General features: G+C 67.6%; 21 protein-coding genes and 2 pseudogenes. 15 read left to right on the top strand and 8 right to left on the bottom strand.

Annotated features, from left to right (window positions below; translation table 11 throughout):
- The first annotated feature begins 213 nt into the window (after positions 1-213).
- The 5 genes from AXW62_RS00315 to AXW62_RS45305 all read left to right on the top strand — a co-directional run bounded on the left by AXW62_RS00315 (position 214) and on the right by AXW62_RS45305 (position 4,370).
- Positions 214-573, top strand: coding sequence for a DUF6204 family protein (locus AXW62_RS00315; RefSeq protein WP_060942660.1), 360 nt, complete (start codon positions 214-216; stop codon positions 571-573).
- Between the two features lie 237 nt (positions 574-810).
- Positions 811-1,266 (top strand): MarR family winged helix-turn-helix transcriptional regulator, encoded by a 456-nt coding sequence (locus AXW62_RS00310; protein WP_060942659.1) that lies wholly within the window; start codon positions 811-813, stop codon positions 1,264-1,266.
- 49 nt (positions 1,267-1,315) lie between these two features.
- Positions 1,316-2,326: an ABC transporter ATP-binding protein gene (locus AXW62_RS00305; protein WP_060942658.1), complete on the top strand. Its 1,011-nt coding sequence runs from the start codon at positions 1,316-1,318 to the stop codon at positions 2,324-2,326.
- A complete protein-coding gene (locus AXW62_RS00300; protein ID WP_060942657.1) occupies positions 2,323-3,162 on the top strand; it encodes an ABC transporter permease in 840 nt (279 codons plus the stop codon). Before AXW62_RS00305 ends, AXW62_RS00300 begins: the two co-directional genes overlap by 4 nt.
- 140 nt (positions 3,163-3,302) lie before the next feature.
- Entirely contained in the window at positions 3,303-4,370 is a 1,068-nt protein-coding gene (locus tag AXW62_RS45305) for a tyrosine-type recombinase/integrase (protein ID WP_252368451.1), read from the top strand.
- A 75-nt stretch (positions 4,371-4,445) separates the two neighbouring features.
- Here the strand turns inward: AXW62_RS45305 and AXW62_RS44775 are convergent, their stop codons facing one another.
- The 4 genes from AXW62_RS44775 to AXW62_RS00280 all read right to left on the bottom strand — a co-directional run bounded on the left by AXW62_RS44775 (position 4,446) and on the right by AXW62_RS00280 (position 7,801).
- Positions 4,446-4,784, bottom strand: a complete 339-nt coding sequence (locus AXW62_RS44775) for a hypothetical protein (RefSeq protein ID WP_174556333.1) — start codon at positions 4,782-4,784, stop codon at positions 4,446-4,448.
- 121 nt (positions 4,785-4,905) lie between these two features.
- Positions 4,906-5,802 carry an aminoglycoside phosphotransferase family protein gene (locus AXW62_RS00290; RefSeq protein WP_060942656.1) on the bottom strand — a complete coding sequence of 299 codons (897 nt, stop codon included), beginning with the start codon at positions 5,800-5,802 and terminating at the stop codon, positions 4,906-4,908.
- Positions 5,803-6,245: 443 nt separating this feature from the next.
- Positions 6,246-7,229 (bottom strand): hypothetical protein, encoded by a 984-nt coding sequence (locus AXW62_RS00285; protein WP_060942655.1) that lies wholly within the window; start codon positions 7,227-7,229, stop codon positions 6,246-6,248.
- A gap of 89 nt (positions 7,230-7,318) precedes the next feature.
- The gene (locus AXW62_RS00280; protein ID WP_060942654.1) at positions 7,319-7,801 is read right to left on the bottom strand and encodes a MarR family winged helix-turn-helix transcriptional regulator; all 483 of its coding nucleotides are present in this window, start codon (positions 7,799-7,801) and stop codon (positions 7,319-7,321) included.
- Positions 7,802-7,907: 106 nt separating this feature from the next.
- Between AXW62_RS00280 and AXW62_RS00275 the strand changes: the two genes are divergently transcribed.
- Together AXW62_RS00275 and AXW62_RS45300 are read left to right on the top strand one after the other, a co-directional pair.
- On the top strand, positions 7,908-8,264 hold the full coding sequence (locus tag AXW62_RS00275) for an antibiotic biosynthesis monooxygenase family protein (RefSeq protein WP_060942653.1): 357 nt from the start codon (positions 7,908-7,910) through the stop codon (positions 8,262-8,264).
- Positions 8,265-8,298: 34 nt separating this feature from the next.
- A pseudogene (locus tag AXW62_RS45300) lies at positions 8,299-8,662 on the top strand (Cmx/CmrA family chloramphenicol efflux MFS transporter); the annotation flags it as partial.
- 2 nt (positions 8,663-8,664) lie between these two features.
- Here AXW62_RS45300 and AXW62_RS00270 read toward each other — a convergent pair.
- Positions 8,665-9,975 carry a type III PLP-dependent enzyme domain-containing protein gene (locus AXW62_RS00270; RefSeq protein ID WP_079115394.1) on the bottom strand — a complete coding sequence of 437 codons (1,311 nt, stop codon included), beginning with the start codon at positions 9,973-9,975 and terminating at the stop codon, positions 8,665-8,667.
- Between the two features lie 161 nt (positions 9,976-10,136).
- Positions 10,137-10,880, bottom strand: a complete 744-nt coding sequence (locus AXW62_RS00265) for a gamma-glutamyl-gamma-aminobutyrate hydrolase family protein (RefSeq protein WP_079115393.1) — start codon at positions 10,878-10,880, stop codon at positions 10,137-10,139.
- A gap of 593 nt (positions 10,881-11,473) precedes the next feature.
- Here AXW62_RS00265 and AXW62_RS00260 point away from each other — a divergent pair.
- The 7 genes and pseudogenes from AXW62_RS00260 (at position 11,474) to ctaF (ending at position 19,987) form a co-directional block, all read left to right on the top strand.
- Complete coding sequence (locus tag AXW62_RS00260; RefSeq protein ID WP_060942651.1) at positions 11,474-13,108, top strand: PucR family transcriptional regulator; 1,635 nt, start codon at positions 11,474-11,476, stop codon at positions 13,106-13,108.
- A 142-nt stretch (positions 13,109-13,250) separates the two neighbouring features.
- Entirely contained in the window at positions 13,251-14,858 is a 1,608-nt protein-coding gene (locus tag AXW62_RS00255; protein ID WP_306305036.1) for an N-acyl-D-amino-acid deacylase family protein, read from the top strand.
- A gap of 226 nt (positions 14,859-15,084) precedes the next feature.
- Positions 15,085-16,356 (top strand): MFS transporter, encoded by a 1,272-nt coding sequence (locus AXW62_RS00250; RefSeq protein WP_060942649.1) that lies wholly within the window; start codon positions 15,085-15,087, stop codon positions 16,354-16,356.
- 87 nt (positions 16,357-16,443) lie between these two features.
- Positions 16,444-16,644 (top strand): annotated as a pseudogene (locus AXW62_RS47360) (transposase); the annotation flags it as partial.
- 507 nt (positions 16,645-17,151) lie between these two features.
- The gene (locus tag AXW62_RS00245) at positions 17,152-17,451 is read left to right on the top strand and encodes a hypothetical protein (protein WP_370682883.1); all 300 of its coding nucleotides are present in this window, start codon (positions 17,152-17,154) and stop codon (positions 17,449-17,451) included.
- A 428-nt stretch (positions 17,452-17,879) separates the two neighbouring features.
- Positions 17,880-19,598, top strand: coding sequence for an aa3-type cytochrome oxidase subunit I (gene ctaD, locus AXW62_RS00240; protein WP_060942647.1), 1,719 nt, complete (start codon positions 17,880-17,882; stop codon positions 19,596-19,598).
- Positions 19,595-19,987 (top strand): aa3-type cytochrome oxidase subunit IV, encoded by a 393-nt coding sequence (gene ctaF, locus AXW62_RS00235; protein WP_060942646.1) that lies wholly within the window; start codon positions 19,595-19,597, stop codon positions 19,985-19,987. The genes ctaD and ctaF overlap by 4 nt, the downstream gene beginning before the upstream one ends.
- A gap of 110 nt (positions 19,988-20,097) precedes the next feature.
- Here the strand turns inward: ctaF and qcrB are convergent, their stop codons facing one another.
- The gene (qcrB, locus tag AXW62_RS00230) at positions 20,098-21,738 is read right to left on the bottom strand and encodes a cytochrome bc1 complex cytochrome b subunit (protein WP_174556332.1); all 1,641 of its coding nucleotides are present in this window, start codon (positions 21,736-21,738) and stop codon (positions 20,098-20,100) included.
- 227 nt (positions 21,739-21,965) lie between these two features.
- Between qcrB and AXW62_RS00225 the strand changes: the two genes are divergently transcribed.
- Positions 21,966-22,526: a hemerythrin domain-containing protein gene (locus AXW62_RS00225; RefSeq protein ID WP_060942645.1), complete on the top strand. Its 561-nt coding sequence runs from the start codon at positions 21,966-21,968 to the stop codon at positions 22,524-22,526.
- 655 nt (positions 22,527-23,181) lie between these two features.
- Here AXW62_RS00225 and AXW62_RS00220 read toward each other — a convergent pair.
- The gene (locus AXW62_RS00220; protein ID WP_060942644.1) at positions 23,182-24,102 is read right to left on the bottom strand and encodes an NADP-dependent oxidoreductase; all 921 of its coding nucleotides are present in this window, start codon (positions 24,100-24,102) and stop codon (positions 23,182-23,184) included.
- Between the last annotated feature and the right edge of the window lie 79 nt (positions 24,103-24,181).

The following is a 24,181-nucleotide window of genomic DNA, read 5'->3' as shown; positions in this document are numbered from 1 at the left end:
TGCAGCACGGCGGGCGGACCGCGCCGACATCACGCAGGCGTGACACCGGCACACGGCTGCCAGGTCCCGCGCGTCTGGACCCACCGCTCCCCGCCTGGTGGCGTCGCCCACGGCTCCGGACCCCTTTTCCGTCCACGTGATCGAGAGCCGTGCCACGTCGTTTCCGCCGGAATCACGGTGGAGTCCGCCGATCTTGCTGGTTAGTGTCGTGGGATGAGTACTCGCACTTTCCGTATCACGGTCCGCGGCGTCTTCGACGGACTCAGCGCCGATCAACGAACCGAACTCCTGGACCGCGCCGCAGAGCACGACGTCCTGCGCGCGGCCTTCACACCCGAGGGCCACCTCAGTTACGACCTGACAGCGCGATCCGCCTTCACCTTCCGATTCCTGGATTCCGGGGAGGAAGAGGAGGACATCCTGGAGGCATCCGAACGTGCTGAAGAGGCGGCGAAGGTGTGGCTGACCGAGCGCGGCTACGGCTACAAGAACCTGCGCTCTCAGGCCGAGGACCTCTCCCAGGCACCGCTGGGCAAACGGCAGCGCCGCGCTGCAGCCCAGAAGAACCTCTGATCCTTCAGCCGCGCCTCCATCGCCGTGGCGTCGAGCGTTTCTCGCCACGCCAACCCGGCGCACACAGGCGCTCGCCCCGCTGAGCATTGCAGCGGGCAGACGGCGCTCAGCTCCACGCTCCCGCTCGCGGGATCCCGGTGTCCCAGGCTCGTGCCCAAGGGCTCCGTACAGCCATCAACTAAACCAATCCTTGACTACTCAAGCATCTGCTAAGCTTGAGCAGTCAAGGAGGTGGCAATGAGTGATGCGCTGGACGCGTCCCTGCGTCTCGTGAGGGCCCAGACGGCCCTGGTGAAGCGGTTCGACGCGAGCTTGGGAGGACTTCACGGTGTGAGCCTGGCCGACTTCACGATGCTGCTGCGTCTGGGGCAGGCGCCCGGCGGCCGGATGCGCAGGGTGGACCTGGCCGAGGCGCTGGGGCTGACGGCCTCCGGGGTGACCCGGGGGCTGGCGCCGCTGGAGCGGATCGGGCTGGTGACGCGCGAGACGGACGCCCGGGACGGCCGGGTGGCCTACGCGGCACTGACCGACACCGGCCGCGCACGCCTGACAGACATACTCGCCACAGCCGAGCAGATCGCCGCCGAGATCTTCGCCGCGCCCCCGTGGAGCAAGGAGGACGTCGGTCAGTTCTCGGCCCTGCTGACCCGCCTCGGCGGCACCGGCCTCCCCGGGCACACCCCCGCCCCATAACCCCGCACGTCTTCCGACGGATGCCTCATCCGCACCCTGGAGCACCCACATGAATCCAACCCCTACCCCCGCGCCGCCGGTCACCCCGGCCGCTGCCACGGCCCACGCCCCGACAGCTATCCGCACGGAGGGACTGCGCAAGGTCTATCGGCGCGCGCAGGACGGCCTTGTCGCCGTAGACGGCCTGGACCTGACGGTCCACCAGGGCGAGTTTTTCGGCCTGCTCGGCACCAACGGCGCCGGCAAGTCCACCACCATCGGCATGCTCACCACCCTGGTCGTGCCGAGCGCCGGAAGGGCATGGGTCGCCGGGCGCGAGGTGCGTGCCGACCCGGTCGGCGTGAAGTCCCGCATCGGTGTGGTCTCCCAGGGCAACACCCTGGACCGCGCGCTCAGCGTGGCGGACAACCTCGCCTTCCGCGGCCGCTACTTCGGTATGCCCGCTGCCGCTGCCCGCCACCGCGCGCTGGAACTGCTGGAGCAGTTCGGCCTCGCCGACAAGGCCGGCGCCAAAGCCCACCAACTCTCCGGCGGCCAGGCCCGACGCGTCATGATCGGCCGGGCCCTGATGCATCTGCCGGAGGTGCTCTTCCTCGACGAGCCCACCGCCGGCGTCGACCCGCAGGCACGCGAAGACCTCTGGCAGATCATCGCCGGCCTGCACGAGACAGGCCAGACCGTGGTGCTGACCACCCACTATCTCGACGAGGCCGAGGCCCTGTGCCAGCGCCTGGCCGTCATCGACCACGGGCACCTGCTCGCCTGCGACACCCCCGAGGCCATCAAGGCCACCAGTGGAGCGCAGACGGTCATCACCGTCCACTACGACGCCGACGCCACCCCGGCCACCGACGCCCTCCAAGGCATCCCCGGCGGCCCCCACGACCTGGCCGTCGACGGCCCGACAGTACGGGTACGCACCACGCATCCCGACGGCATCCTGGGCCACCTGCTGCGAGCCGGCAGCGCGGCCGGCCTCACCGTCCGCGACGCCACCACCACACCCCCCAGCCTGCAGACCGCCTTCCTCACCCTGACCGGACGTGACTACACGCCATGACCACCGCGAACCCCATCACCACAACCCCCCGCCCGCTGTCGTCCCGCCGGGCCGCCTGGCACGCCTACCTCGCGCTGACCACGCGCGACCTCCACGTCCTGGGCCGCAACCTGCCCGCACTCCTCGTCCAGGTCGGCCTCCAGCCGCTGCTGTTCACCTTCGCCTTCGCCTACGTGATGCCCAGCATCGGCAGCGGACTCGGCGGCGCCACCTCGTTCTCCACGATCCTTCTGCCCGGCCTGATCGCCAGCACCCTCACCCTGCAGAGCATCATGTCCGTCACCGGGCCTCTGGCTGCCGAGCTCGGCCCCGGCCGCGAGATCACCGACCGCGCCCTGGCACCCCTGCCCGTCTGGGCCCTCGGCCTGCAGAAGATCACCTCATCCGCGGTCTTCGGCCTCGTCTCGACCCTTGTCGTCGTCCCGATCGTCTGGCTCGTCCACGCCCCCGGCAACGCGCCCAGAGCCCACATCGACAACTGGCCCCTGCTGTTGACCACCCTGATTCTCAGCGCGCTGCTCGCCTCCACACTCGGACTGCTGCTCGGAACCGCGATCGACGCCGCCGCCTTCGGGGCGCTGCTCGGCCTGCTCCTGGCCGCCGCCACCATGCTGGGCTGCGTCTACTACCCGTGGACCGCTCTGCACACGATCCGCTGGGTCCAGGTCCTGACCCTCGCCAACCCGCTCGTCTACATGAGCGAGGGTCTACGCGCCAACCTCACACCCTCCACCGGCCACATGCCCACCTGGGCCTACCTCACCGCCCTCACCCTCGGCACCGCCGCTCTGGGCCACCTCGCCCTGCGCCGCTTCGCCCGGCGGGTGCAGACCTGACGCCGCGCCCGCCGCAGTAAATGCCGGATTTACTGCGGCAGGCCCTCTACCGTGATCATTGCGACCTGCGGCGGGATCTCCGGCCGCCGCAGGCGAGGTGTACGCATTTACTGCGGCAGTGCCGGAAGGCCGGGACGGGCATGGCGATCGAACCGGTGACCGAGCCCGGGAGCGGGGGCACGCTCCGGCTACCGCGCGCCCGGGTCGTACCGCTGTCCGCCCCGCCCTCGTCGTACACCGCAGCGGTCGAGCGATACCTCACCGGCGCGGGCATCGCGAAGTCCTCCGCGCGGATCTACCAGATCTCACTCACCACTTGGGGGTGGATGCTCGCCGGCGAACCCGCGCCGACCGGACCCGCCCGCCGCGGCGCGAAGCCGCCCGTCTTCCCCGTCACCGCGATCGACGACCCGGCACTGCCGGAAGTGCTGGCCGAACTGGCGGCAGCGCGGGCCGACGAGATGGACGCCGACACCGTCAACCGCGAACTGTCCATCGCGCGCAAGGCGATCGGCCGGTGGCAGCGCCAGGGCTGGATCGGCGGCGACCCGACGATCGGCATCGAGCGGCGGCCGGCACCACCCGACCGCACCAAGGCCCTGGCCGAGAACCAGATCGCCGCCCTGTGGCGCCTGGACGTCGCCCTGCGGGAGAAGACGTTCTGGAGGATGCTCTACGAGTCCGCGGCGCGGGCCGACGAGGTGCTGTGCCTGAACGTGGAAGACCTGTACCCACAGGACAAGCGCGGGAAAATCACCGCCAAGGGCGGGGCCACGGAGTGGATTCACTGGCAGTCCGGCACCGCCCAGCTCCTGCCCCGCCTCATCGCCCGCCGTACCCGCGGCCCGCTGTTCCTCACCGACCGCAAGGCCCCGGCCGGGACACCGACGCTCGACGTGTGCCCGGAGACTGGCCGCGCCCGGCTTTCCTACCGCCGGGCCGAGGAGATCTTCGAGGAGAACACCCGGCTGCTGGCCAGCCCGCTCGCCTCACCCGAAGACATCGAGGACCTGGACGGCTGGACCCTCCACCGGCTCCGCCACAGCGCCCTCACACACGACGCCGAGGACGGCACGTCCACGCCGATGTTGCTGGCCCGCTCCCGCCACGCCTCCGTCCGCTCCCTGGAGCGGTACGCACGTCCCGGCGTCGACGCCGTCGCCCGTCACGTCGCCGAGCGCGACCCCGCTGCACGTCGCCGCACGTGACACTCCTCGTTTGCGGCTGGTGACAGCGTTCTTACCAGCACCCCGGCTTCCGAAGGATCCTCGTCACCGACGCCATCATGAACGGCCTGCCCCCTGCACATCGCCCAGGTGATCCGCGGGCACAAGAGCATCGACACCACGATCGGATACAAAGCGGTCCGTCCCGCCGCGGAAGGTGTCCATCGGCACCTGCGCACGCGCTTTTGGGCCCCGTGCATTCATGAACACGCTTGCGTCAGATGCTCGCTCCCGCGACCTGACCCGGCCCAACGGGCGCGACTTGCCGAGATCCGCGACAACTTGATCGCCCGAATCGCCGAAGCCGAGACGGAAGGCTGGCTCGGCGCGGTCGAAGGTCTCCAGGCCGGCCTGGCCGGCGCCGAGGAGAAGCTCCGCCGGCTCGTTCGGGGCCACGGGCAGACATACGGCCGTGGACCCAGGCATCCCCGCCACGCGTGGTGATCGATGGACCCACGGAGGTGCACTGTCGCATGGTCCTCAACCGAGATCGAGAACACGTGCGAAGAAGCGCGCGTCAAACGCCCTTCAGCACACGATCAAGTGCCGCGCGGCCTACAGGCCCCCAGTTCGGCTTGCCGCCGGGAAGGCCCCGGTCTCCGTTCTGCCCCATGAGCATCAGGAAGAGGCTCTTCACAGCGGCCAGCCCGCGGGCGCGCCGGATCGCCGCCTCGTCCGCATGCGCGTACGTGTCGAAGAACCGTGAGGCCGTGCCCGCGGGGAGCAGCACCCATGCGGCGGCCAGGTCCCACGCCGGATCGCCGGCGGACAGGTCACCGAAGTCGACGATGCCCGAGAGCGTTCCGTCCGAGACGACGACGTTCGCGGGATGGAGGTCGCCGTGCACCCACACCGGCGGGCCCGCCCACTCGGGGGCCGCAACGGCGTCGTCCCAGACGGCCCGGATGTCGGCAGCGATGTCGTCGGGGGCAACGGCCTGGAAGAAGTTCTCGAAGCCGTCCGTGCAGTTCCTGGGATGGGCACCGCGGTCCGTGGCGATCGGCGCCTCCGCGGGCGCCTCCACATGGAGCGCCCGGAGGAAACCCGCCAGCGTGTCGGCCGCGTGCGCGCCGCGGCTGATCGAGCCGTGATCCAGCGGCTCGCCGGGAACCCACGTCATCACGGTCCAGTGCTTGGGGAAGCGCTCGGACGGTTCGCCGAACCGCACCGGAGTCGGCACCGGGAGCGGCAGGTGCGGAGCCAGCACGGGCAGCCACCGCCGCTCCTTGAGCTGGAACTCCGGGGTGGGGTCCATGCGCTGCATCCGCACTGCCAACTCGTTGCCGAGCCGCCACATCTGATTGCCCCAGCCGCCCGCCACCTCGCGGATCGCCAGCCCCGCGAGGTCTGGATGTTGCTCCTGCAGCAGGTCGCGGATCAGGTCTGCGGTGATCTCGATCTCGGTGTCGGTCATGCGACGTCACAGTACCGAAGCGGCAGGCGGAGCGGCTCTCGCTCTCCGGAACATCTCGCTGTGACTCCTCTGACCTCACCGATTCGGTCTTGGCCGGCCCGGCACGCGGCCGATCTCGGAGTCGACCCGGCGCGCATCGCCGTCATGGGCGACGGCGGCCGGCCGGCGGGCCGGCCGCCGCGACAGCCCTGCTCGCCCGCGACAGGCGGTTGGGGTGCGGGCGCCCGCGCCGGTGAGTACGGGGCCCACGCGAGTGTCGCGAGAGCGTCGGTGCCCTTGCGGTCCCCGATCTGCGCGGCCTGGTGGACGCGGGCGTGGGAGACGCGGCGAGTCCGTGTTGGCGCATCCCGCGCCGGGTGATCGCCGAGAGCCTCCTCGCTCGGGTGCTCCCCATCGCCACTCTGTCGGTCCGGCGCCAGGTACCGCATCCCGTGCTGCGTGCCTCAGCCGGAGAAGCTGAACGCAGTGCCCACTCCCTGCTTGTCCGCCCAGGCGCGGATCCACGCCAGGATCGGGACATCCCATGGGTAGGGCGCGGCCAGTTCGAACACGATGGTGTCCGTGCGGGAGGCGCGGGCGGGTACCTCGCCTGTGATCACGTCTGCCAGTTCCAGTGCGTCGGCGGGCGCAGGCGGAGGAGGGTCACCGATGAACCCGCTGGCGAAGCCGAAGGCAACCAGTTCCGGGCGCCGCGCCGTTGGCACTGCCAAGCGGGCGCCGCGTTCGAGTAGATTGCCGCCGGCGCCGGTCATACTGACCAGCAGCGCACCCGGACGCACGGACCCGGGATCGGGCACCGCCGGCTCGCCGTGGGAGTAGCGGCCCGCCGCGGTGATGACGTCGGCTCCGGCGACCGCCTCGTCAAGGGTGGCCGCCACCGACACGCGGACCTCGCCGCCCAGTCGAGCGCGCAGATCCGCACCGAAGGCCGTCCGGCTCTCCTGCGACGGGCTCCATACTTTCAGGTGCTCCAGGCCGGGCATCACGCGCCGGATGGTGCGCGCGTGGCTTCGGGCCTGCGGCCCGCTGCCCAGCACCGTCAGCGTGGTGGCGTCGGGCGGAGCGAGATGGCGCACACCGACAGCGGCCGGGACCGAGGTGCGCAGCACGTTGAAGTCGTCCAGCGCGATCATGCTGTCGACAGCGCCGGTGGTGCCGTCCAGCTGGATCCCGAGCCAGGCGTCGGGGCGTTCGCCCTTCACTCTGTTCGGAAAGACCCGCAGGGATGCGGGGCCGCTCGCCAGCGAGACGAGCTGTGCTGCCAGCTCGTCGCCATTGGCCAGGTCCAGCCCGGTGAAGACGGTCTGCGCTCGATCGCCGGAATGGCACTGGACGGTCGATGCCTCGACCGCGTCGATGGCGCTGTCGAGTGCGTCATCATCGGCGGCGAGGGGGCTCAGATCTGAGCGGCTCAGCAACAGCGGCACGGCAGTACCTTTCTCGACCGGAACAACACCGGGTAATCCTGCAACGTGAGACGTATGTTGCGCAATGCAGGACGCGAGCAGGGCTGTGCTCAGTGACGCGTCCCGGGGGAAGGTGAGGTGCCCGGTTCACGCGCCGTGCGCGCCTCCATCAGCAGACCGGTGCACGTGCGCAGCCACGCCGAGATGACGGGTGCGTCGGCCCCCGCCGCATCTCGCAAGAGGTTCTCGAACTCCTCCACCGTCGCCGACGCCTGGGTGAGCCGGTTGCGGCCGCTGTCGGTCAGCGTCGTGCCCCGGGTCCGCAACTGAGGTGTGCGATCCGCGCGCTCGACATAACCGGCCCTGGCGAGAGCATCGAGGATCTTGAGCATGGTGGGCGCGGCGACCGCCGAGCGGCGGGCGAGTTCGGAGTTGGAGATGCCCGGATGGTCCTCCAGGAGGGCGAGCACCAGGTACTGGGGCGTTGTCAGCCCGGCCTGGGCGAGGGCCGCGTCCATCCGGGACCTCAGGGTCTGCTGCAACGTCTTGAGCGCGAAGCCCAGGGATTCTTCCGGGTCTGCATGGGAGGCCATACCCGTGAGCCTACCCGTTTTGATTCGTCCCCTAACTGAAGTTAGGGTACTAATAGCATGCCGACGCATGCATCTCACACCCAGGACGAATCGCCAGGAGAACGCCATGACCAGCCCTGCGACAAACATCTCCGTGACCATGGGTACGCCTCAGATCACGCTGGTGAACGTGTTCACCGTCGCTCCCGAACGCCAGAACGACCTGGTGGAGGCCCTCGACGAGGCCACTCGATCGATCTTCACGAAGATTCCCGGCTTCATCTCGGCCAACCTGCACGTCAGCCTCGATGGCACACGCGTCGTCAACTACGCCCAGTGGGCCGACGAAGCGAGCTACTCCGCGGCTCTCCAGCGTCCGGAGGTCCGCAGGCACGTGGAGCACTCCGCGGGCATCGCGCAGACCTATGACCCGACCCTGGCGCAGGTCTGGTCCGTGCACCACCCCGACACAGCCGGTTCCTGAGCACCTGACGGCGCCCGGGACACAGCTGTTCACCCTCACAAGGCCGCGGTTACTCCTGATACTGCTGCTCGGTGCGCTGGTGAACGCGGCGACGTTCGCGAGCTTCACCTTTCTCGTCCCGTGGTGACCGACACCGCCGGGCTGGACAAGTGGTGACCTCTGTCGTTCCGGTGCTTTTCGGTGCCGGTTCTCTCGTCGGCGTCACCGTCGCCGGCCGGCTGTCCGGCCAGTGCCCCGGTCCGGCCATCGCCGTCGGTGGTCCCCTGCTGCTCATCGGCTGGCCGGCCCTGGTGGACGAACCGGTGGCCCTGCCCATCTTCGTGTTCGTTCCGGGCGCCCTGTGGTTCGCGCCGGGCAGTGCGCTGATCGCGCGGGTCCTCTACGAGGCTCAGCGAGCCCTTTACAACTGGTGCGCACCGGTTCGGTCAAGAAGCTCCTGGATGCTCTCTGCGCGTCGGACGAGATCGAACTTCACGTCGCCGTCTGGATTGGTGCGCACGGCGTACACAGCCGGGTCGGGAAGGCTGTTGTAATGGAAAGGAGTGGAAAAGTAGTAGGCGCCTGTGTCAAGGAGCGTCACAATGTCTCCGGGCTCGAGAACGGGAAGCGACCGGGCCTGGGCCACGACATCGCCCGCGAAACAGCACGGTCCTGCGATGTCCTGGGGTGCTGTCGCTCCCTCTTTGAGATGCCCGGACGGGTTGTGTGCGGTGATCCGGATCGGCCAGGAGTCAGGCATGAAGACGGTCCTGGCGGCGACCTGGGCTCCGGCGTGAGTGATGACGATGCGACGCCCGCCCGAGGTCTTGGTGTATTCGACGTACGCAGCGGTGAATCCGTTCTTGGCGAGCAGGGACCGCCCGAATTCGGTGACGATCTGGTATGCCCCGCTGAACAGTGCCGGGGCGTAGGCACGCAGGTATTCCACGTACTCGTCAAAGGTAGGAGCGGTGTCGTCGCCGGTGAAGTTGACGGGCAGTCCGCCGCCTATGTCGATGCCGACGACTTGACGCCGCCCCAGGGATGCGTTGATCTCCTCGGCCAGGGCCACCGTTTTGGCGATACCCTCGGCCATCAGCTCCAGTGGGCATCCTTGTGATCCTACGTGGGCGTGAAGCCATGTGAGCCATGGGCGGTCCTGGAATTCCTGTATGAGCCGTCGCCTGTTTCCGTCGTCTTCCAGGGCGATTCCGAACTTGGAGGTCAGGGTGGCGGTGCTCATCGCGGCGATGTCTCCGCTACCGACCTGCGGATTGATCCGTACGCCGATGCGTGAGTCGCTGGCCCGGCCGGCAAGGATGCTGTCCATGCGCTCGAGCTCCTGGAAGTTGTCCGCGTTGACAGCGACGCCCAATTCGAGAGCTTGGGCGAGTTCGGCGCGCGTCTTTGACGGGGAGTCATAGACGATCCGTTCCGGGGCGAAGCCGGCGGCAAGCGCCTGGGCGAGCTCACCTGGGCTCGCCACTTCGCAGCCCATGCCGTTGCGGGAGAACGCTTCCAGTACGGGGACGAGGCAGTTCGCCTTCGCGGCGACGGTGTGCATGACGTTCAGGGAGGCCGGGAAGGCGCGGTGGAGGTCGGTGATGCTGGCGAGGACGCCGTCCAGGTCGATGAAGCCGGCGAGCACGGCGTGGTCGGGCTCGAGGAGTCCTTGCTGTACTGCGCTTCGCAGAATGAGTTCGCGCCGCTTCGCCGGCTGTGTTCTGGTCATGGTGAGTTCCTAGGGTGATCAGTGGGGGAGAGGTGGGTGTGGCTGGAGGCAGTCCTTGATCCCAACCGGGTGCGTGGCACGGTTCCGATTGCGTCGGATCGGCAACCCGCTCCCTCTCATTGGAGAGTGGCCAAGGCCGCGGAAAGCGCGGACTACGGACGTCAGGCCGTTCCGCGGCGTTTGCTCGCGAACTCGGAGCAGGCTGAGACGAAGTCGTCGAAAAGGCTGCTGTGCGCCTCGTGATTGAGGAGTTCTTCCGGGTGATACTGCACGCCGATCATCCATCGTGCTGGGTCCAGGGCCTCGACGGCTTCGGCGAGGCCGTCTTCCGATTGGGCCACTACTCGGAGTGCCGGTGCCGGCCTGGAAATCGCCTGATGGTGGAGGCTGTTCACGCGCAGCAGTTGCGTGCCCGACAGTTTGGCCAGGCGCGAGTCGTCTGCCAGGCGCACCTCGTGCACCTCCATGGACAACGGCAGGTCGGGGCGGTAGTGATTGATCGTCCCTGGTTCCAGGTGCTGTATCAGGCTGCCGCCCAGGGCGACATTGAGAATCTGGCTTCCCCGGCAGACTCCGAGGATGGGCATACCCATGCTCACGGCACAGGTGATCGCATTCAGTTCCAGAGCGTCGAGCTCTTCGTCGATGGTGGTCTTCGGGTGCACCTCTTCACCGAATGATCGCGGATGCGGATCGACTCCGCCGGGGAGAAAAAGACCGTCGACCTGCTCCAGCACCTGGCGGGTACACGGGCCGTCGAGGCCCGGCGGGACGGCGATCGGTGTCGCACCCGCTCTCGCCAGTGCCCGCACATAGCTTCTGGGCAGTCGCAGGGTGGCCGGCTGTTCGGGCAGGTCGTGTCCCAAGGTGACGGCGATCAGTGGGCGAAGGGCAGCAGAAGACATGGTGGCCTTTCATTCGTATGTCAAGGGGTTACGCGGAGTCGCGCATGCCTGAACGGCCTCGAGAGCCTGGGGTGGGGTTGGCCGCTGCCGACGAGGCCGTGCGTCCCGAGGATCTCAGTGGGGTCCCGCCGTGGCCCGTTGGGTGCTGTTGCCCCAGGACGTGGAGCTGCCGGCTCCCGATGAGGAGAGGCATCCCAGGCAGGGGCCCTGGCGGCAGCGGGGGATCGGCGAGTGCGGAGCCCGGGTTTTGTCCATTCGATGGACGGTGCGGAGGGGCTTCGACGTCCGGCACGTGGCACGGGCGTCGAGCGGACGCGGCACAGCGCCTGACGACGCCGAGGAACTGGGGGATCGCGCCCGTTGGCCTATCGCCGGCGCACCGTCCCGGGACCCCGGCTCCGGCTCGGTTGGGTGCATACACGACAGCGGTGACGTGTCGCCTGCGGCTTTTCGTCGCCGGTCTGTTCCGGCATGTCCACGTTCACGACCATGCTCTGTAGCCTGCCGGACCAAGTCGTCCGATCTTTTGTCGGGCAGATCAAAGTTCGCCTCGGCCATTGGGCCCTGGGGACAACGTGCAGTACTTTGCGGACATGGAGAACCACCTGACCCTGGAGCGCTTGATAGCGGACGTCGGTCAGCCGCTGCTGCGCCTTGCCGTCGATCGCGATGCAGCGGCAGAGCCTCTGACCGGGGTGCTGATCCACGATCCGTCCGACACGGTGGGGTTGGAGGCGGGCTGTCTGGTGCTCTGTGTGGGGCTGGCCTCGGGAAGTGAGCTTGTCAGCCTCGGACGGGAAGCCCGGCGTGCCGGTGTGTGCGGGCTGGCGGTGAAGTCGCCCCTGCCACCTGAGGCGGTCGACTGCCCCGTGCCGGTCGTGGAGGTGAACCGGGACGCCTCCTGGATGCACGTCGCAACGATCACCCGCCAGCGCATCCAGGACTACGCGCGGGCACAGTGGGAACCCGCCGGGGCCACCAGCGATCTCTTCGCCATAGCCAACACCATGAGCATGGTGATCCACGCCCCGGTCACCATCGAGGACGCTACCTCTGCCGTCCTTGCCTGGTCAGCGGGGCAGGAGAAGGCCGACGAGTCCCGGGTGGAAACCATCCTGGGCCGTGCAGTGCGACCGTGGCGGGTGCGCAAGCTGGCCGACAGCGGCGTCTTCCAGCGGCTCAATGCCTCCACTGCGCCGGTGTATGTCGAACCGTATGAGCCGACCATGCTGCCGCGGGTCGCTGTCGCGGTGCGCGCGGGTTCCGAGGTGCTGGGCTATGTCTGGGCGGTGACCCATGGGCCCCTGCCCACGGAGCACGCCCGCTGGCTGGAGCTGTTCACACCGGTTGTCGCCCTGCACCTGGCCAACATGCGCGCGGACAGCTCCCCCTGGGCCCGCCAGCAGCGCCGCGAACTCGCCGCCGCGATGCTCGCGGGCGGCGCGGCCGGGGCCGGCGCGGCACGCGAGGCAGGGCTGGAGAAGGGTCCGTTCTGCGTGCTCGCTGTGGGTCTGCGGCCGCGGAAGACCGCCTCGCCCACAGCGGGTGAGACCGCCTCCCCCGAGGAGGCCGCCGCTGCCGCGAACCTGCGCAGACTCGAGGAGGTGCTGACCCTCTATCTCTCCGCCGTGCATCCCTCGGCCCTGGCAGTACGGGGCGACAGGGCTGTGTACGTGCTGGCCGCCTGGCCCAGGCTCGGCGCGGAAGAAGCCCTGGCGGCGGCCCGTTCCCTGGCGGAGAACTTCCTCGCACGCTCCCCTGCCGGACCCGGTCCGGGCTACCTGGCGGCCGTCGCCTGGCCCGCTGCCGCACCAGGGGACATCCCTGTCGCACGGCTTCAGGCTGATGCGGTGCTGCGAGCGCTGGGCCAGGCGGAGCCCCCGCGCTCCGTGGCCACCGTGGAGGACATGGCGCTGCCGGTGATGCTCCAGCACCTCGGCGACATCGCACAGTCACTTGATCTCCCGCGGGTTACTGGTCCGCTGCGCCGCCTTGCCGCCCATGACGGCCCCGACGGCGTCCTCACCAGGACTCTCTCCACCTTTCTGGCCGCGGGATCGGTGGCCGACGACGCGGCCCTGCAGCTGCGCGTGCACGTCAACACACTGCGCTACCGGCTGCGGCGGATCCGTGAGGTGTCGGGGTTGGATTTTGAGGACGCGGACCAGATGCTCCTGGCTCACCTGCAGCTGCGGCTGAACGAGGCAGTCGCACAGCCTTTGGTGTGAGCGACAATCACAACGCGTCCTTTTTGTTGCACGGCAAAAGACACCTTGCCCGGGGGCCCTCAGACTTGGCCACACCTCGCGTGACCTGCGAATGACACGTCGCTGTCAGCGGCTGTTCACGTAACTTCCGTCCACGCGCACCATGGAGGTGCCCACCATGCAGGCCAGAGACGTGCTGATCAGGGGAGGGGTTGTCGCCGATGGAACGGGCGCTGAGCCGGTCCCCGCAGACGTGCTGATACGCAGTGGCCGGATCACGGCTGTCGACGCTCCCGGGAGGATCTCCGTTGATCACGTTCCCGTACTGGATGCGTCCGGGCTCGTGGTGGCACCTGGCTTCATCGACGTCCACTCTCACGCAGACAACGCCCCTTTGCTCGCCGAGGACGACACCAGCAAGATCCTTCAAGGCATCACCACAGAGGTGACCGGCAACTGCGGCTTCTCACTGGCCCCCGTCCGACCCGCTTCCGCTCAGGATTTTGCGTCGTTCACCCGGCGCATCTACCCACGGATGGACTTCACCTGGTCTGACTGGGACGAGTTCACCGCCGTCACGGACGCCCGTGGTTACGTCACCAACGTGGCCCCGCTCGTCGGCCACGGCACCCTGCGCATCGCCGTCCTCGGCACGGCCGCCATCACTCCGGATGCCGCGCAGATGCGGACGCTGTGCCGGGAACTGGAGCGGGCGCTCGAAGGCGGAGCCTTCGGGATGTCCACGGGACTGATCTATCCCCCGGCTGTCTTCAGCGAGAGCGACGAGCTGGTGCAACTGGCCCGGTGTCTTGGTCCCGACCGCCCCTACGCCACCCATATGCGCGGTGAGGGTTCCCTTCTGTTCTCCTCGATCGACGAGACGCTCGGCATCGGTGAACAGAGCGGCTGCCGCGTGCACATCTCGCATCTGAAGGCCATGGGCCGCCGGCAGTGGGGCCGCATGTCCGAGGCGCTCGGGCGTATCCACCACGCCGCCGACCGGGGAGTACGGGTGACCAAGGACATCTACCCCTACGCGGCGAGTTCGACGATGCTCACCGCGCTGCTGCCACCGCCTTTCCTCGCCGACGGCAACGAAGGTGTCCTGGCCCGGCTCGAATCCGCCTCGGAGCGCGAGCGGCTGGCCGCACTCATGACGTCAGGGATGCCCGGCTGGGAGAGCAACGCGGAGGCGGTCGGCTGGGACGGGATCATGATTGCCCACTCTCGGAGTCATCGGTACGACGGCCACACCCTCGGGGAGATCGCCCGCGCCGAGGGGTGCAGCCCGCTCGATACCTACGTGCGTATTCTGCGGGAGGAACGCCTTCAGGCCACCATGGTGCTGTTCGCCATGGACGAGGACGACGTTCGTACGGCCTTCGCGGACCACGACACGATGGTGGGCACCGATGGCCTGCCGCCCGGCACGGGGGGCAAGCCGCACCCGCGGATGTTCGGAACCTTCCCACGGATCCTTGGCGAGTACGTGCGCAAGCACCATGTGCTTCCACTCGGCGAGGCGGTCCGCCGGATGACCTCGCTGCCCTGCAAAGTGTTCGGCATCCCCGAACGCGGGCTGATTCGTGCCGGCTACGTCGCCGACCTTGTCGCCTTCGACGCCGACTCCGTCAACCATGACACCAACTACCGCGACCCGGTGCGCCCCCCGTGCGGCATCTCCTGGGTCATGCAGCAGGGACACGTGACCGTGGCGGACAATTCCTACCTCGGTCCGCGGCGTGGACGCCGCCTCACCCCCGCAGCCTGACCCGGACAGCGCTTCCTGGGTCGGGCCAGCCACCGCTCCAACCGAAACACACCAGAAGCCTGCATCACGGCCCCGGCGCCGACGTGCGGTCGGCACACGGCACGCGTACCACTCCGACACCGCCACTCCCGGGAGCCAGGACGCCTGTTTCCGCGCCGGCCCAAGCCCTCGGAAGCGCCAGTGAGCCGCTTCGATCAAGTCCCCGCAGCCCTATGGAGAAACGGCCATGTCCGCATCCCCCGCAGTCGCCGCCAGACCATCCCTGAACGCCAAGCGCGTCACCACCGTCTCTGTCACGATCCTGTTCGTCGCCTGGATCGTCAATTACGTCGACAGGCTCGCGATCACTACCGCTCTCCCCAGCCTGGCCAAAGAGTTCGATCTTGACCACACGCAGCAGGGCCTGATCCTGACGGTCTTCTTCGCCATATATGCCCTCTTCCAGCTGCCCGGCGGGTTCCTGGCAGACCGGATCGGGGCAAAGAGAACCATGATCGCCGCGATGGTCTCCTGGTCCCTCTTCACCGGATTGACCGGGCTGGTGTCCTCTTTCGGCATGCTTCTGATAGTCCGGGCACTGTTCGGCGTCACTGAGGGGTTGTACCCCGGAGCCTCTATGAAGGCAGTCGCCGAACGCACACAGCCGCACAACCGGATGACCGCGAACGGAATCGTCACCAGTGCCAATACGCTTGGAGCCGCGCTCGCCCCGCTCATCGCCGCTCCAGTGATCACCGCCGTCGGCTGGAGGCACACCTTCCTCGCCGTGGCCGGAGCCGGGTTCCTCATGGCCGTGGTCATCTGGTGGGCACTGCCCGCCCCACTCCCCGAGCCGACCGTCGCGGAAGGCGACGGCGAGCGCGTCCTGACGACATCCGCCACCACAGACGTCAGCACGGCGCAGCTTCTGCGCAGCGGAGCGCTGTGGCGCTTCACCCTCCTGTTCGGCGGCTTCGACCTGGTGGTCTGGGGGCTGCTCTCCTGGGTGCCCAGCTACCTGCAGACGGAACGCGGAGTATCCATCACGGCTTCTGGAGCTCTCGCCTCGATTCCGAACTTCTGCGCAACCCTCAGCATGATCGCTGGAGGCGTCCTCTTCGACCGCTACTTCTACGGACGACACCGGCTGCTGATTATTCCGTCCTGCGCGATCGGCGGCGTGCTGCTGCTGTTCATGGCATACGCGACGTCCACGACCACGTTCATCACCTATCAGTCGCTCGCCATGCTCGTCCTCTTCCTGAGTTTCATGCCGATCTTCGGACTGCCGTTGCGGATGCTGCCCCGTAACGTCGTCGGCCGCGCCAGCGCACTCATCAACATGGGCGGCCAGCTCGCCGGTGCTGTCGCACCGTTCATCATGGGCCTGCTGGCGGACCACGTCTCCTTCGCCGCGGCCTTCGCCTTCCTCATCTTCGGCGCCGTCGTCGCCATCGCAGCCGTGCTCTGGGCACCCCAGCGGCCCGAAGAGCTGCGGACCGACTTCGCGCACGCCTGACCGACCGCCTCACCTCCCTGCACGGCAGCTCGTGCATCACCCCCCAGCGGTCTTGGGACGGTAAGACGTTCGGTGTAACTCCCGATCATGGAAGACGCATCGACGAGCAGGGAGAACGTGTCCGATTCCAAGGCCGTCGAGCCCGCGCAGGCTGCGTCGGCGAAAGCCGTGGACGATCAGTTAATCGACGAGCTGGTGGGCCCCGTCCAGGCCGAGGGTCTGCCGCTGACCGGCGAGGGCGGGCTGCCGCAGCAGCTGACCAAGCGGTTGCCGGAGTCCGCCCTGGAGCCTGACCACCGGCGAGGTCCGGGCCCGCCTGGCCGAGGTCTATGGCGGACGAGGCAGCGGCGCACGCGATCTTGCGGTGGGGGTCAGGCTCTTCAAATCTGGGCAGACCGAGTCGAATAAACAGGTCAAAAGGAGGAACTCGCGACGAAAGCCGCAAAACTCATGGAGAGGAGATTGGGGGTCATGTCGTATCCGCGAGAATCCGGTGCTGCGCGGCAGTCCTGAGCGTCCAGCCGCTGCCGGTGGAGTCGCCCGGAAGGGGAGGGACCCGGTGACCCTTGACGTCCGTGCTGTACCGATGCGGTCGGCCGCAGTCACCCTGGTAGATGCCCGCCCCCTGCACGACCTCCCCCGGACGATGGACCTTTCCGCTTTCATCGCTCACACGTCCTGTGTTATGGCACGGGCGCGCGACTCGCGACTCGGACGTAGGCCGGCCCCTGCGGTAGATCGTCAGGTATCCGGTCAGCGTCAATCCCGAACCAGTCACACAACTCCTTCGAGGAGATGACCCGGATGCTCTTCCTCGGACTGCTCCTCCTCGCCGCTGCGGGCGCCTTCACCGGTCTGTTGATCGCCGACAACCTCGGCGGCCCCGAGTACACCGTGTCCGTGCTCGGTCAGAACATCGCGACCATGAACTCGCTGGCCATTTTCTGCTCGGGTCTGGCTTTGGCGCTCCTGTTCTGCATGGGCCTGAGCGCGGCGGCAAGCGCAGCCACCCATCGCCGCCACCAGCGCCGTCGTCCGTACGCGACTCACCCCGGCAGCGCCAACCAGGCTGAGGGACCGGACACCCGGCCCTGAAACACGCTCCACGCCGGGCTGGGAACCTCGGTGACCAGGAGCAATCGAAGGGTGCTGGGTGTACCCGGATGTCGCCGCCGCGTCACGCGCCACCAGCGATCATCTCTGGCATGCTGAAGCATGTCCTCCACAGACAAGGAACACGTGCGGGTGCCCGGTGTTCCGCTGCCAACGCAATCGCATAGGTCTCCCCGAGCGCCGGCTCGCCGACCACACCCACCGTCCGTTGACGGTCGGCCCGCTCCTGCACAGTCCGCCGCCGTCGGAGCTGGTTCCACGCCAGGCCCGGTGCTGATCCTCGTCTGACCGGGAATGCCAGCGGGCGGGCACGAGGGAGGCGATGCGGATTCAGCACCGGACGGCAGGCGTCGCTGCGCTCACCCCGCTGCGGAGGTGGCTTCGATTGGTTCAGCGCGTGGAGGTCGCCCATGTCACAGACACGTCCGGGACCGGGCGAGTCGCAGGTCCCCACCCGTGAGCCTCGTGTTCTCGCAGGGCAGCTCATCAGGGACTACCTGACCACCACCGATCACAAGAAAATCGCCCACCTGTATTTGATCACTTCGTTCGGGTTCTTCTTGTTCGCCGGCATGCTGGCTATGGTCATGCGCGCCGAGCTGGCGCGTCCGGGACTACAGGTCGTCACCAATGAGCAGTACAACGAGCTGTTCACGATCCATGGCACGATCATGATGCTGCTGTTCGCGACCCCCACGTTTGCCGGTTTCGCCAACGCCGTCATGCCGCTACAGATCGGTGCCCCCGATGTCGCCTTCCCGCGCTTGAACGCACTGTCGTACTGGCTCTTCCTTTTCGGTGGGTTGATCGTCCTCTCCGGCTTCCTCGTCGATCAGGGACCGGCTCCGTTCGGCTGGTTCGCCTACTCACCGCTGAACAACGGGGTTCATTCCCCCGGGCACGGACGAGACCTGTGGGCCATCGGGCTGGCGGTCGCGGGAGTGAGTACCACGCTGGGCGCCGTCAATTTCATCGCCACGATCCTGTGTCTGCGTGTCCCGGGGATGACCATGTTCCGGATGCCGATTTTCACCTGGAACATCCTGTTCACTTCGATTCTCGTGCTGCTGGCATTTCCGGTCTTCACCGCGATCCTGCTGGCCCTGGTGGCCGATCGTGTCTATGGTGCTCACATTTTCGACTCCGCCACCGGCGGGGCGCTGCTGTGGCAGCATCTGTTCTGGTTTTTCGGCCATCCGGAGGTCTACATCGTGGCGCTGCCGTTCTTCGGCGTCGTCACGGAAATTATCCCGGTATTCAGCCGTAAACCGGTCTTCGGGTATGCCGGGATGGTGGGCGCGACCATCGCGATCACGATGCTCTCGGCCGCCGTATGGGCTCACCACATGTTCGCCACGGGCGCGGTACTGCTGCCGTTCTTCTCTCTGATGTCGTTCCTTATCGCCGTTCCGACGGGAGTGAAGTTCTTCAACTGGATTGGCACCATGTGGCAGGGAAGCGTCTCCTTCGAGACACCGATGCTGTGGTCGGCCGGGTTCCTGGTGACCTTCCTGCTCGGCGGGCTCAGCGGCGTCATCATCGCCTCACCCCCGCTGGACTTCCACCTGACCGACAGCTACTTCATCGTCGCCCACCTGCACTACGTGCTTTTCGGGACCATCGTCTTCGCCATGTTCGGCGGCTTCTACTTCTGGTGGCCCAAACTGACGGGCAAAATGCTCGACGAACGCCTGGGGAAGCTCCAGTTCTGGACATTGTTCATCGGATTCCAGGCCACCTTCCTCGTCCAGCACTGGCTCGGCGAGATCGGGATGCCCCGCCGTTACGCGGACTATCTGCCTTCCGACGGATTCACCGTCCTGAACACCATCGCGACGGCCGGCGCCTTCCTGATCGGCCTGTCCACCCTGCCCTTCCTCTACAACGTGTGGAAGACCGCACAGTACGCTCCCAAGACCGACGAGGACGATCCCTGGGGCTGGGGCCGCTCCCTCGAATGGGCGACCGCGTCTCCCCCTCCGCGGCACAACTTCACCGCGCTGCCCCGCGTACGGTCCGACTCACCCGCGTTCGATCTGCACCACCCCGAGGTGCGGGAGAAGGTGGCTCCGTCGGGTCACGGAAGGACCGAGCCGACCCCCGACACCCTGGGAGAACAGAGCGAATGAAATCCGAGGCGTACCTTTTCGCGGGCGTGGCGCTGTTCTTCCTCGTTTCCGATGCTGCCTACATCTGGTTCGCCCGCGAACCCGCCGGCATCGCCGCGCTGAGCGTGTCCTTCGGCATGTCGTCGGTGATCTCGTTCTTCTGTTTGGTCAACTACCGGCGCAAAGGTCTGCGCCCCGAGGACCGCGCGGATTCCGACATCCGTGAGCGCGGCGGCATCATCGACTTCTTCCCACCGCAGAGCGGCTACCCGGTGATCATCGCGCTGGGCGCCGCTGTGACCGCCGTCGGTATCGTGTACGGCGTATGGATCATCATCATCGGGTTCGGTCTTCTCTGGCCCAGTATTTTCGGCATGGTCTTCCAGTTCGGAAACCGGGAGAGCCAGTGAAGCAGTTCCGGGTCCCACCTGCGCTTTTGCGCCGTCCTCAGTAATTGCGGATGCCTGCGGCGCGATGGGCGTTCCGGGATCTACCCGCGGGCGCTTATCAGCCGGGCCGTTCACTCCTCGCTGTCGACGCCGCCCGCGACCGGATCCGCTGTGCGGCCCTCGATCTGCAGACGCTCCTCCGCTGTCGTGGGCATCTGGACCCTGTCGCGGTAGTACCACGAGCTCAGTGATGCCCTGAGGCGGTGACGCAGCGGCGCCTGACGCCCGGGGTCTGCGATCGGTCGGGGAAGTTCCCTGACCAACAGGCGGTAACGCCGCCTGCGGTCGAGACCGGCACGACGTTCCCCCATACCGCCCGCAAGGTCCTGGCGCACCATTCCCGTCTCCTCGCCTTCCCGGTACAGGTCCCGCTCGTGCAGTTGCAGCGCGAGACAAATACGCCGGGTGAGGAGGTAAGCGATGACAGGGCCGATGATGACTGCGATGCGCAGGGTCCAGGTGAGGGCGTTGACCGGAACCTTGAACACATAGGCCGTCACATCGTTGCCGCCCGCCATGAGCAGCAGGGCGTAGCAGACGATGCCCGCCACGCCGAGCCCCGTCCGCACCGGGCGGTCCCGGGGCCGGTCGCACAGATGGTGTTCCACCAGATCCCCGGTCACCCACCGCTCGAAGACCGGATACAGGTACAGCACGGCGAACAGCAGCGCGGGGAGGACGACGGTGGGCAGCAGGACGTTCCACATGAGGGTGTGGCCGGCGATGTTGGTCTCGATGCCCGGCATCAGCCGCAACGCTCCTTCCAGGAATCCGACGTACCAGTCGGGCTGGGCGTTGGTCGAGACCCGGTCGGGGACATACGGGCCGTAGTTCCACACGGGATTGATCTGTATGACCGCGGCCAGCAGCGCGGTGACGCCGAACACCATCAGGGACAGTCCGGTCGACCTGGCGGTGAACGCGGGATACATCGGCTGCCCCACCGCGTTCCGGTTGGTCTTCCCCGGTGCCGCCCATTGCGTGTGCTTCAGATACACCACCATGAGCAGGTGCACTGTGATCAGGCCGATCAGCAGGCCGGGCACGAACAGCACATGCACGATGTAGAGCCGCTGGCTGAGCATCGTGCCGGGGTAGGAGCCACCCCATGCGAAGAAGGCCAGATACGTGCCGACGACCGGGATCGACATCACGATGGTGTTGGCGGTGCGCAGGCCCGTGCCGGACAGCAAATCGTCCGGGAGCGAGTAACCGCAGAACCCCTCCAGGATGGCCAGCAAGAACAGCGTCACCCCAATGGCCCAGTTGAGCTCCCTGGGTCTGCGGAAGGCGCCGGTGAAGAAGACCCTCAGCATATGGACGCCGATAGCCGCGACAAAGACGAGGGCGGCCCAGTGGTGCATCTGACGGATCAGCAAACCACCGCGCACATCGAAGCTCAGCTGAAGCGTCGTATCGAATGCCTTCGAAACGAGTAGCCCCTGCAACGGTTTGTAGGAGCCGGTGTAGGTCACCTGGGCCAGGCTCGGATCGAAGTAAAGTGTCAGGTAACTGCCGGTGAGCACCAGAAGGACGAAACTGTAGAGAGCGATCTCGCCGAGCAGAAACGACCAGTGGTCGGGGAAAGCCTTGCGCAACAACTGCCCGGCCAGCTCCGAGACCGGCGCACGCCGGTCCATCACCAGGTATGCCTGGAACGCCGCCTGTCGCGCCTTCGCCTCCGCTCTCGCCTTATGCCGCCGCATCAGCACGCCGCACCACACTCCTCCACGTCCTGCTCCACACCGCCGTACCGCGCAGCTCGGTCGGCCGCGCGGCACGCCGACGAGATTTCGGGTGCCGCGTGATGCAATCTTGATCGTGATCCCGAGGCGCGTTGCGCAGGCATACCGAGGGCACACGGTTTCGTGCGGCGATCGGGTGCCTCCGCCCCCGGCAGACGACGCCGAGCGGGGCCGGACACCACCAGGGAGTAGGAGTGGACAGCGGAAGCGGCATTATCGAGGTACTGACGGCAAACCACCGAAAGTTCCAGCGTCTTTTCGACCGTATCCGCTCCTCGGCGCCCGGCAGCGACGAACGGAAGTCTCACGTTGAGCAGCTCAGCATCAGCCTGGTCCGCCATTCAGTGGCGGAGAGGGCGTATTTGTATCCAGCGGTGCGCCGATACCTGCCGGACGGCGGCACCTGGGCGGACCGCTTACTCAGCGAGCAGCGGAGTATCGAGAAACTCCTGAACTCCCTGGAAGTTCAGGAGGTGAAAAGTGAGGAGTTCGGAGACCTCCTGCTGTCCGTGGTCGCCCGTGTGACGGAACACGTCATCGAGGAGGAAGAGCTCCTCTTCCCGCGCCTGCAAGCCGTGTGTCCCGCCGATGTCCTGCGGGAGCTCGGAAGAAAGGCCCGCGAGACGGAGGCTTCGGCACCCACCCGTCCCCGGCCGGGAGCACCCGGATCGGCCGTCATGACCAAGGCCACCGCACAGGTGTGGGGACGGTGGGACCGCCTCCGTGATCTTGTGAAACGCCGCGGCCGGGAGTGAATGTGTCTGCCCACGTCCGGATGATCAGCCTTCGCCGGCCAGGGATGGGTTGTGGCTGGCCGGCCACAGAAGACGTGACGTATCGGCCGCACCGCCGACTACGCCAGGTGCTCACCAAGGCCGGGAAGATCGGGCGGACATCATGGCGAAGAAGCTGCCCAAGCGGGCCTGGCAGCAACGCTCCGCCGACAACGAAGCCAGAGGACTGCGGTTCTACGACTGGGCCATGACCGATCTCATCGGCTCCGGCCCAGGTCGTCACCAGCTGCTGCTCCGCCGCAACCGCCGCACCGGCGAACTGGCCTTCTGCTGCCGCTACTCGGGTCGCAGGCGACCGCGAGGACGTAGCCGGTCCGCCGGGCCTTCAGAGCGGCACGCAGACCGGCATCCGTCCGCGCGGGTCCTTACCCGGCGGATGCGGCGATGCCGTCGAGGGCGGCATGGGTCCCCGGTCGAGGCGGACATCACCCGCCGCGATGTTCTCCTTCATATGGGCGGGGTTGGCGGTGCCCGCAATGAGCAGCGTGTGCGCCGCAGGTAGGCGCGGAAACCTCGGGAGCTGTAAGCCTTGTGTTCCGCACCGGGCCCGGCCGGGCCTGTGACGCGGCCGGCCAGGCCCGGTGCGGGGGACGAGCTGAGTCCCCCTGGTGCCAATTCAGAGTGTGATCACGATCTTGCCGTGGACATGCCTGTCGGCCTGCATCGTCACGGCTTCGCGAATCTGCTCGACCGGGAAGGTCGCCGCGATCGGCACCGTGATCTCGCCGGAATGGATCGCGTCGGCGATCCGTTCCAGGGAGCCCGGACCCGCATCGAGGGCGCCCATCTTGCGCACACCGGGCGGCGGGGCGGGGCCGTCGGCTACGACGGAGATCCGCTCGGGTGCCACGCCGAGCTTGAGCGCGGTCTCGGCCGCCTCCCTTCCGAACAGGTCGGCTGCGGCGGTGATCCCCTCGGGCACCAGGGCCCGCACCCGGTCCGCCAGACCAGGGCCGTACGCCACGGGTTCGGCGCCGAGCCCGCGCAGGAATCCGAACGTGCCCTCGGAGGAGGTGCCGAGCACCCGGGCACCCGCGAGCTTCGCCAGCTGCACGGCGAAGATGCCCACGCCACCCGCCGCCCCACCGATCAGGACGGTGTCCCCGGGGCGGAGTCCGATCGCGGCGAGCGCGGCGGAGGCCGTCAGACCGGACACCGGAAGCACGCCCGCCACCTCGTCGCTGATGCCCTCCGGGGTGGGCCATAGTGTTGCCGTGGGGGTCTTGACCAGCACGAAATCGGCGACGGACCGCCCAATCGCAGCCCCGTACACCCGGTCGCCGGTCGCGAATCCCGTGGCTTCGGCGCCCACCTCGTCCACCACTCCAGCGAAGTCGCTGCCGAACCCGGCGGGCAAGGTGATGCCGAACCGCGCCGCCATATCGGGCTGTGTGGTGATTTGCCAGTCCATTGGATTCAGCCCGGCGGCCGTGACCCGGACGCGGACCTCGTCCGGTGCGGCGTGCGGCTCGGGTATCTCCTGCACTTCGAGTACTTCGGGACCGCCGAATCGCTGATAACGGACAGCTTTACTCATCGGTGACCTCTCCTGGCCAGTGATGGGACTTGGTCTCATCGACCCTACACCAGTGATGGGACCAAGTCCCGTACACTGC

Origin of the sequence: Streptomyces hygroscopicus subsp. hygroscopicus (assembly GCF_001553455.1) — a bacterium.
Taxonomy (GTDB): domain Bacteria; phylum Actinomycetota; class Actinomycetes; order Streptomycetales; family Streptomycetaceae; genus Streptomyces; species Streptomyces hygroscopicus.
This window is presented reverse-complemented; position numbering and strand designations above follow the sequence as displayed.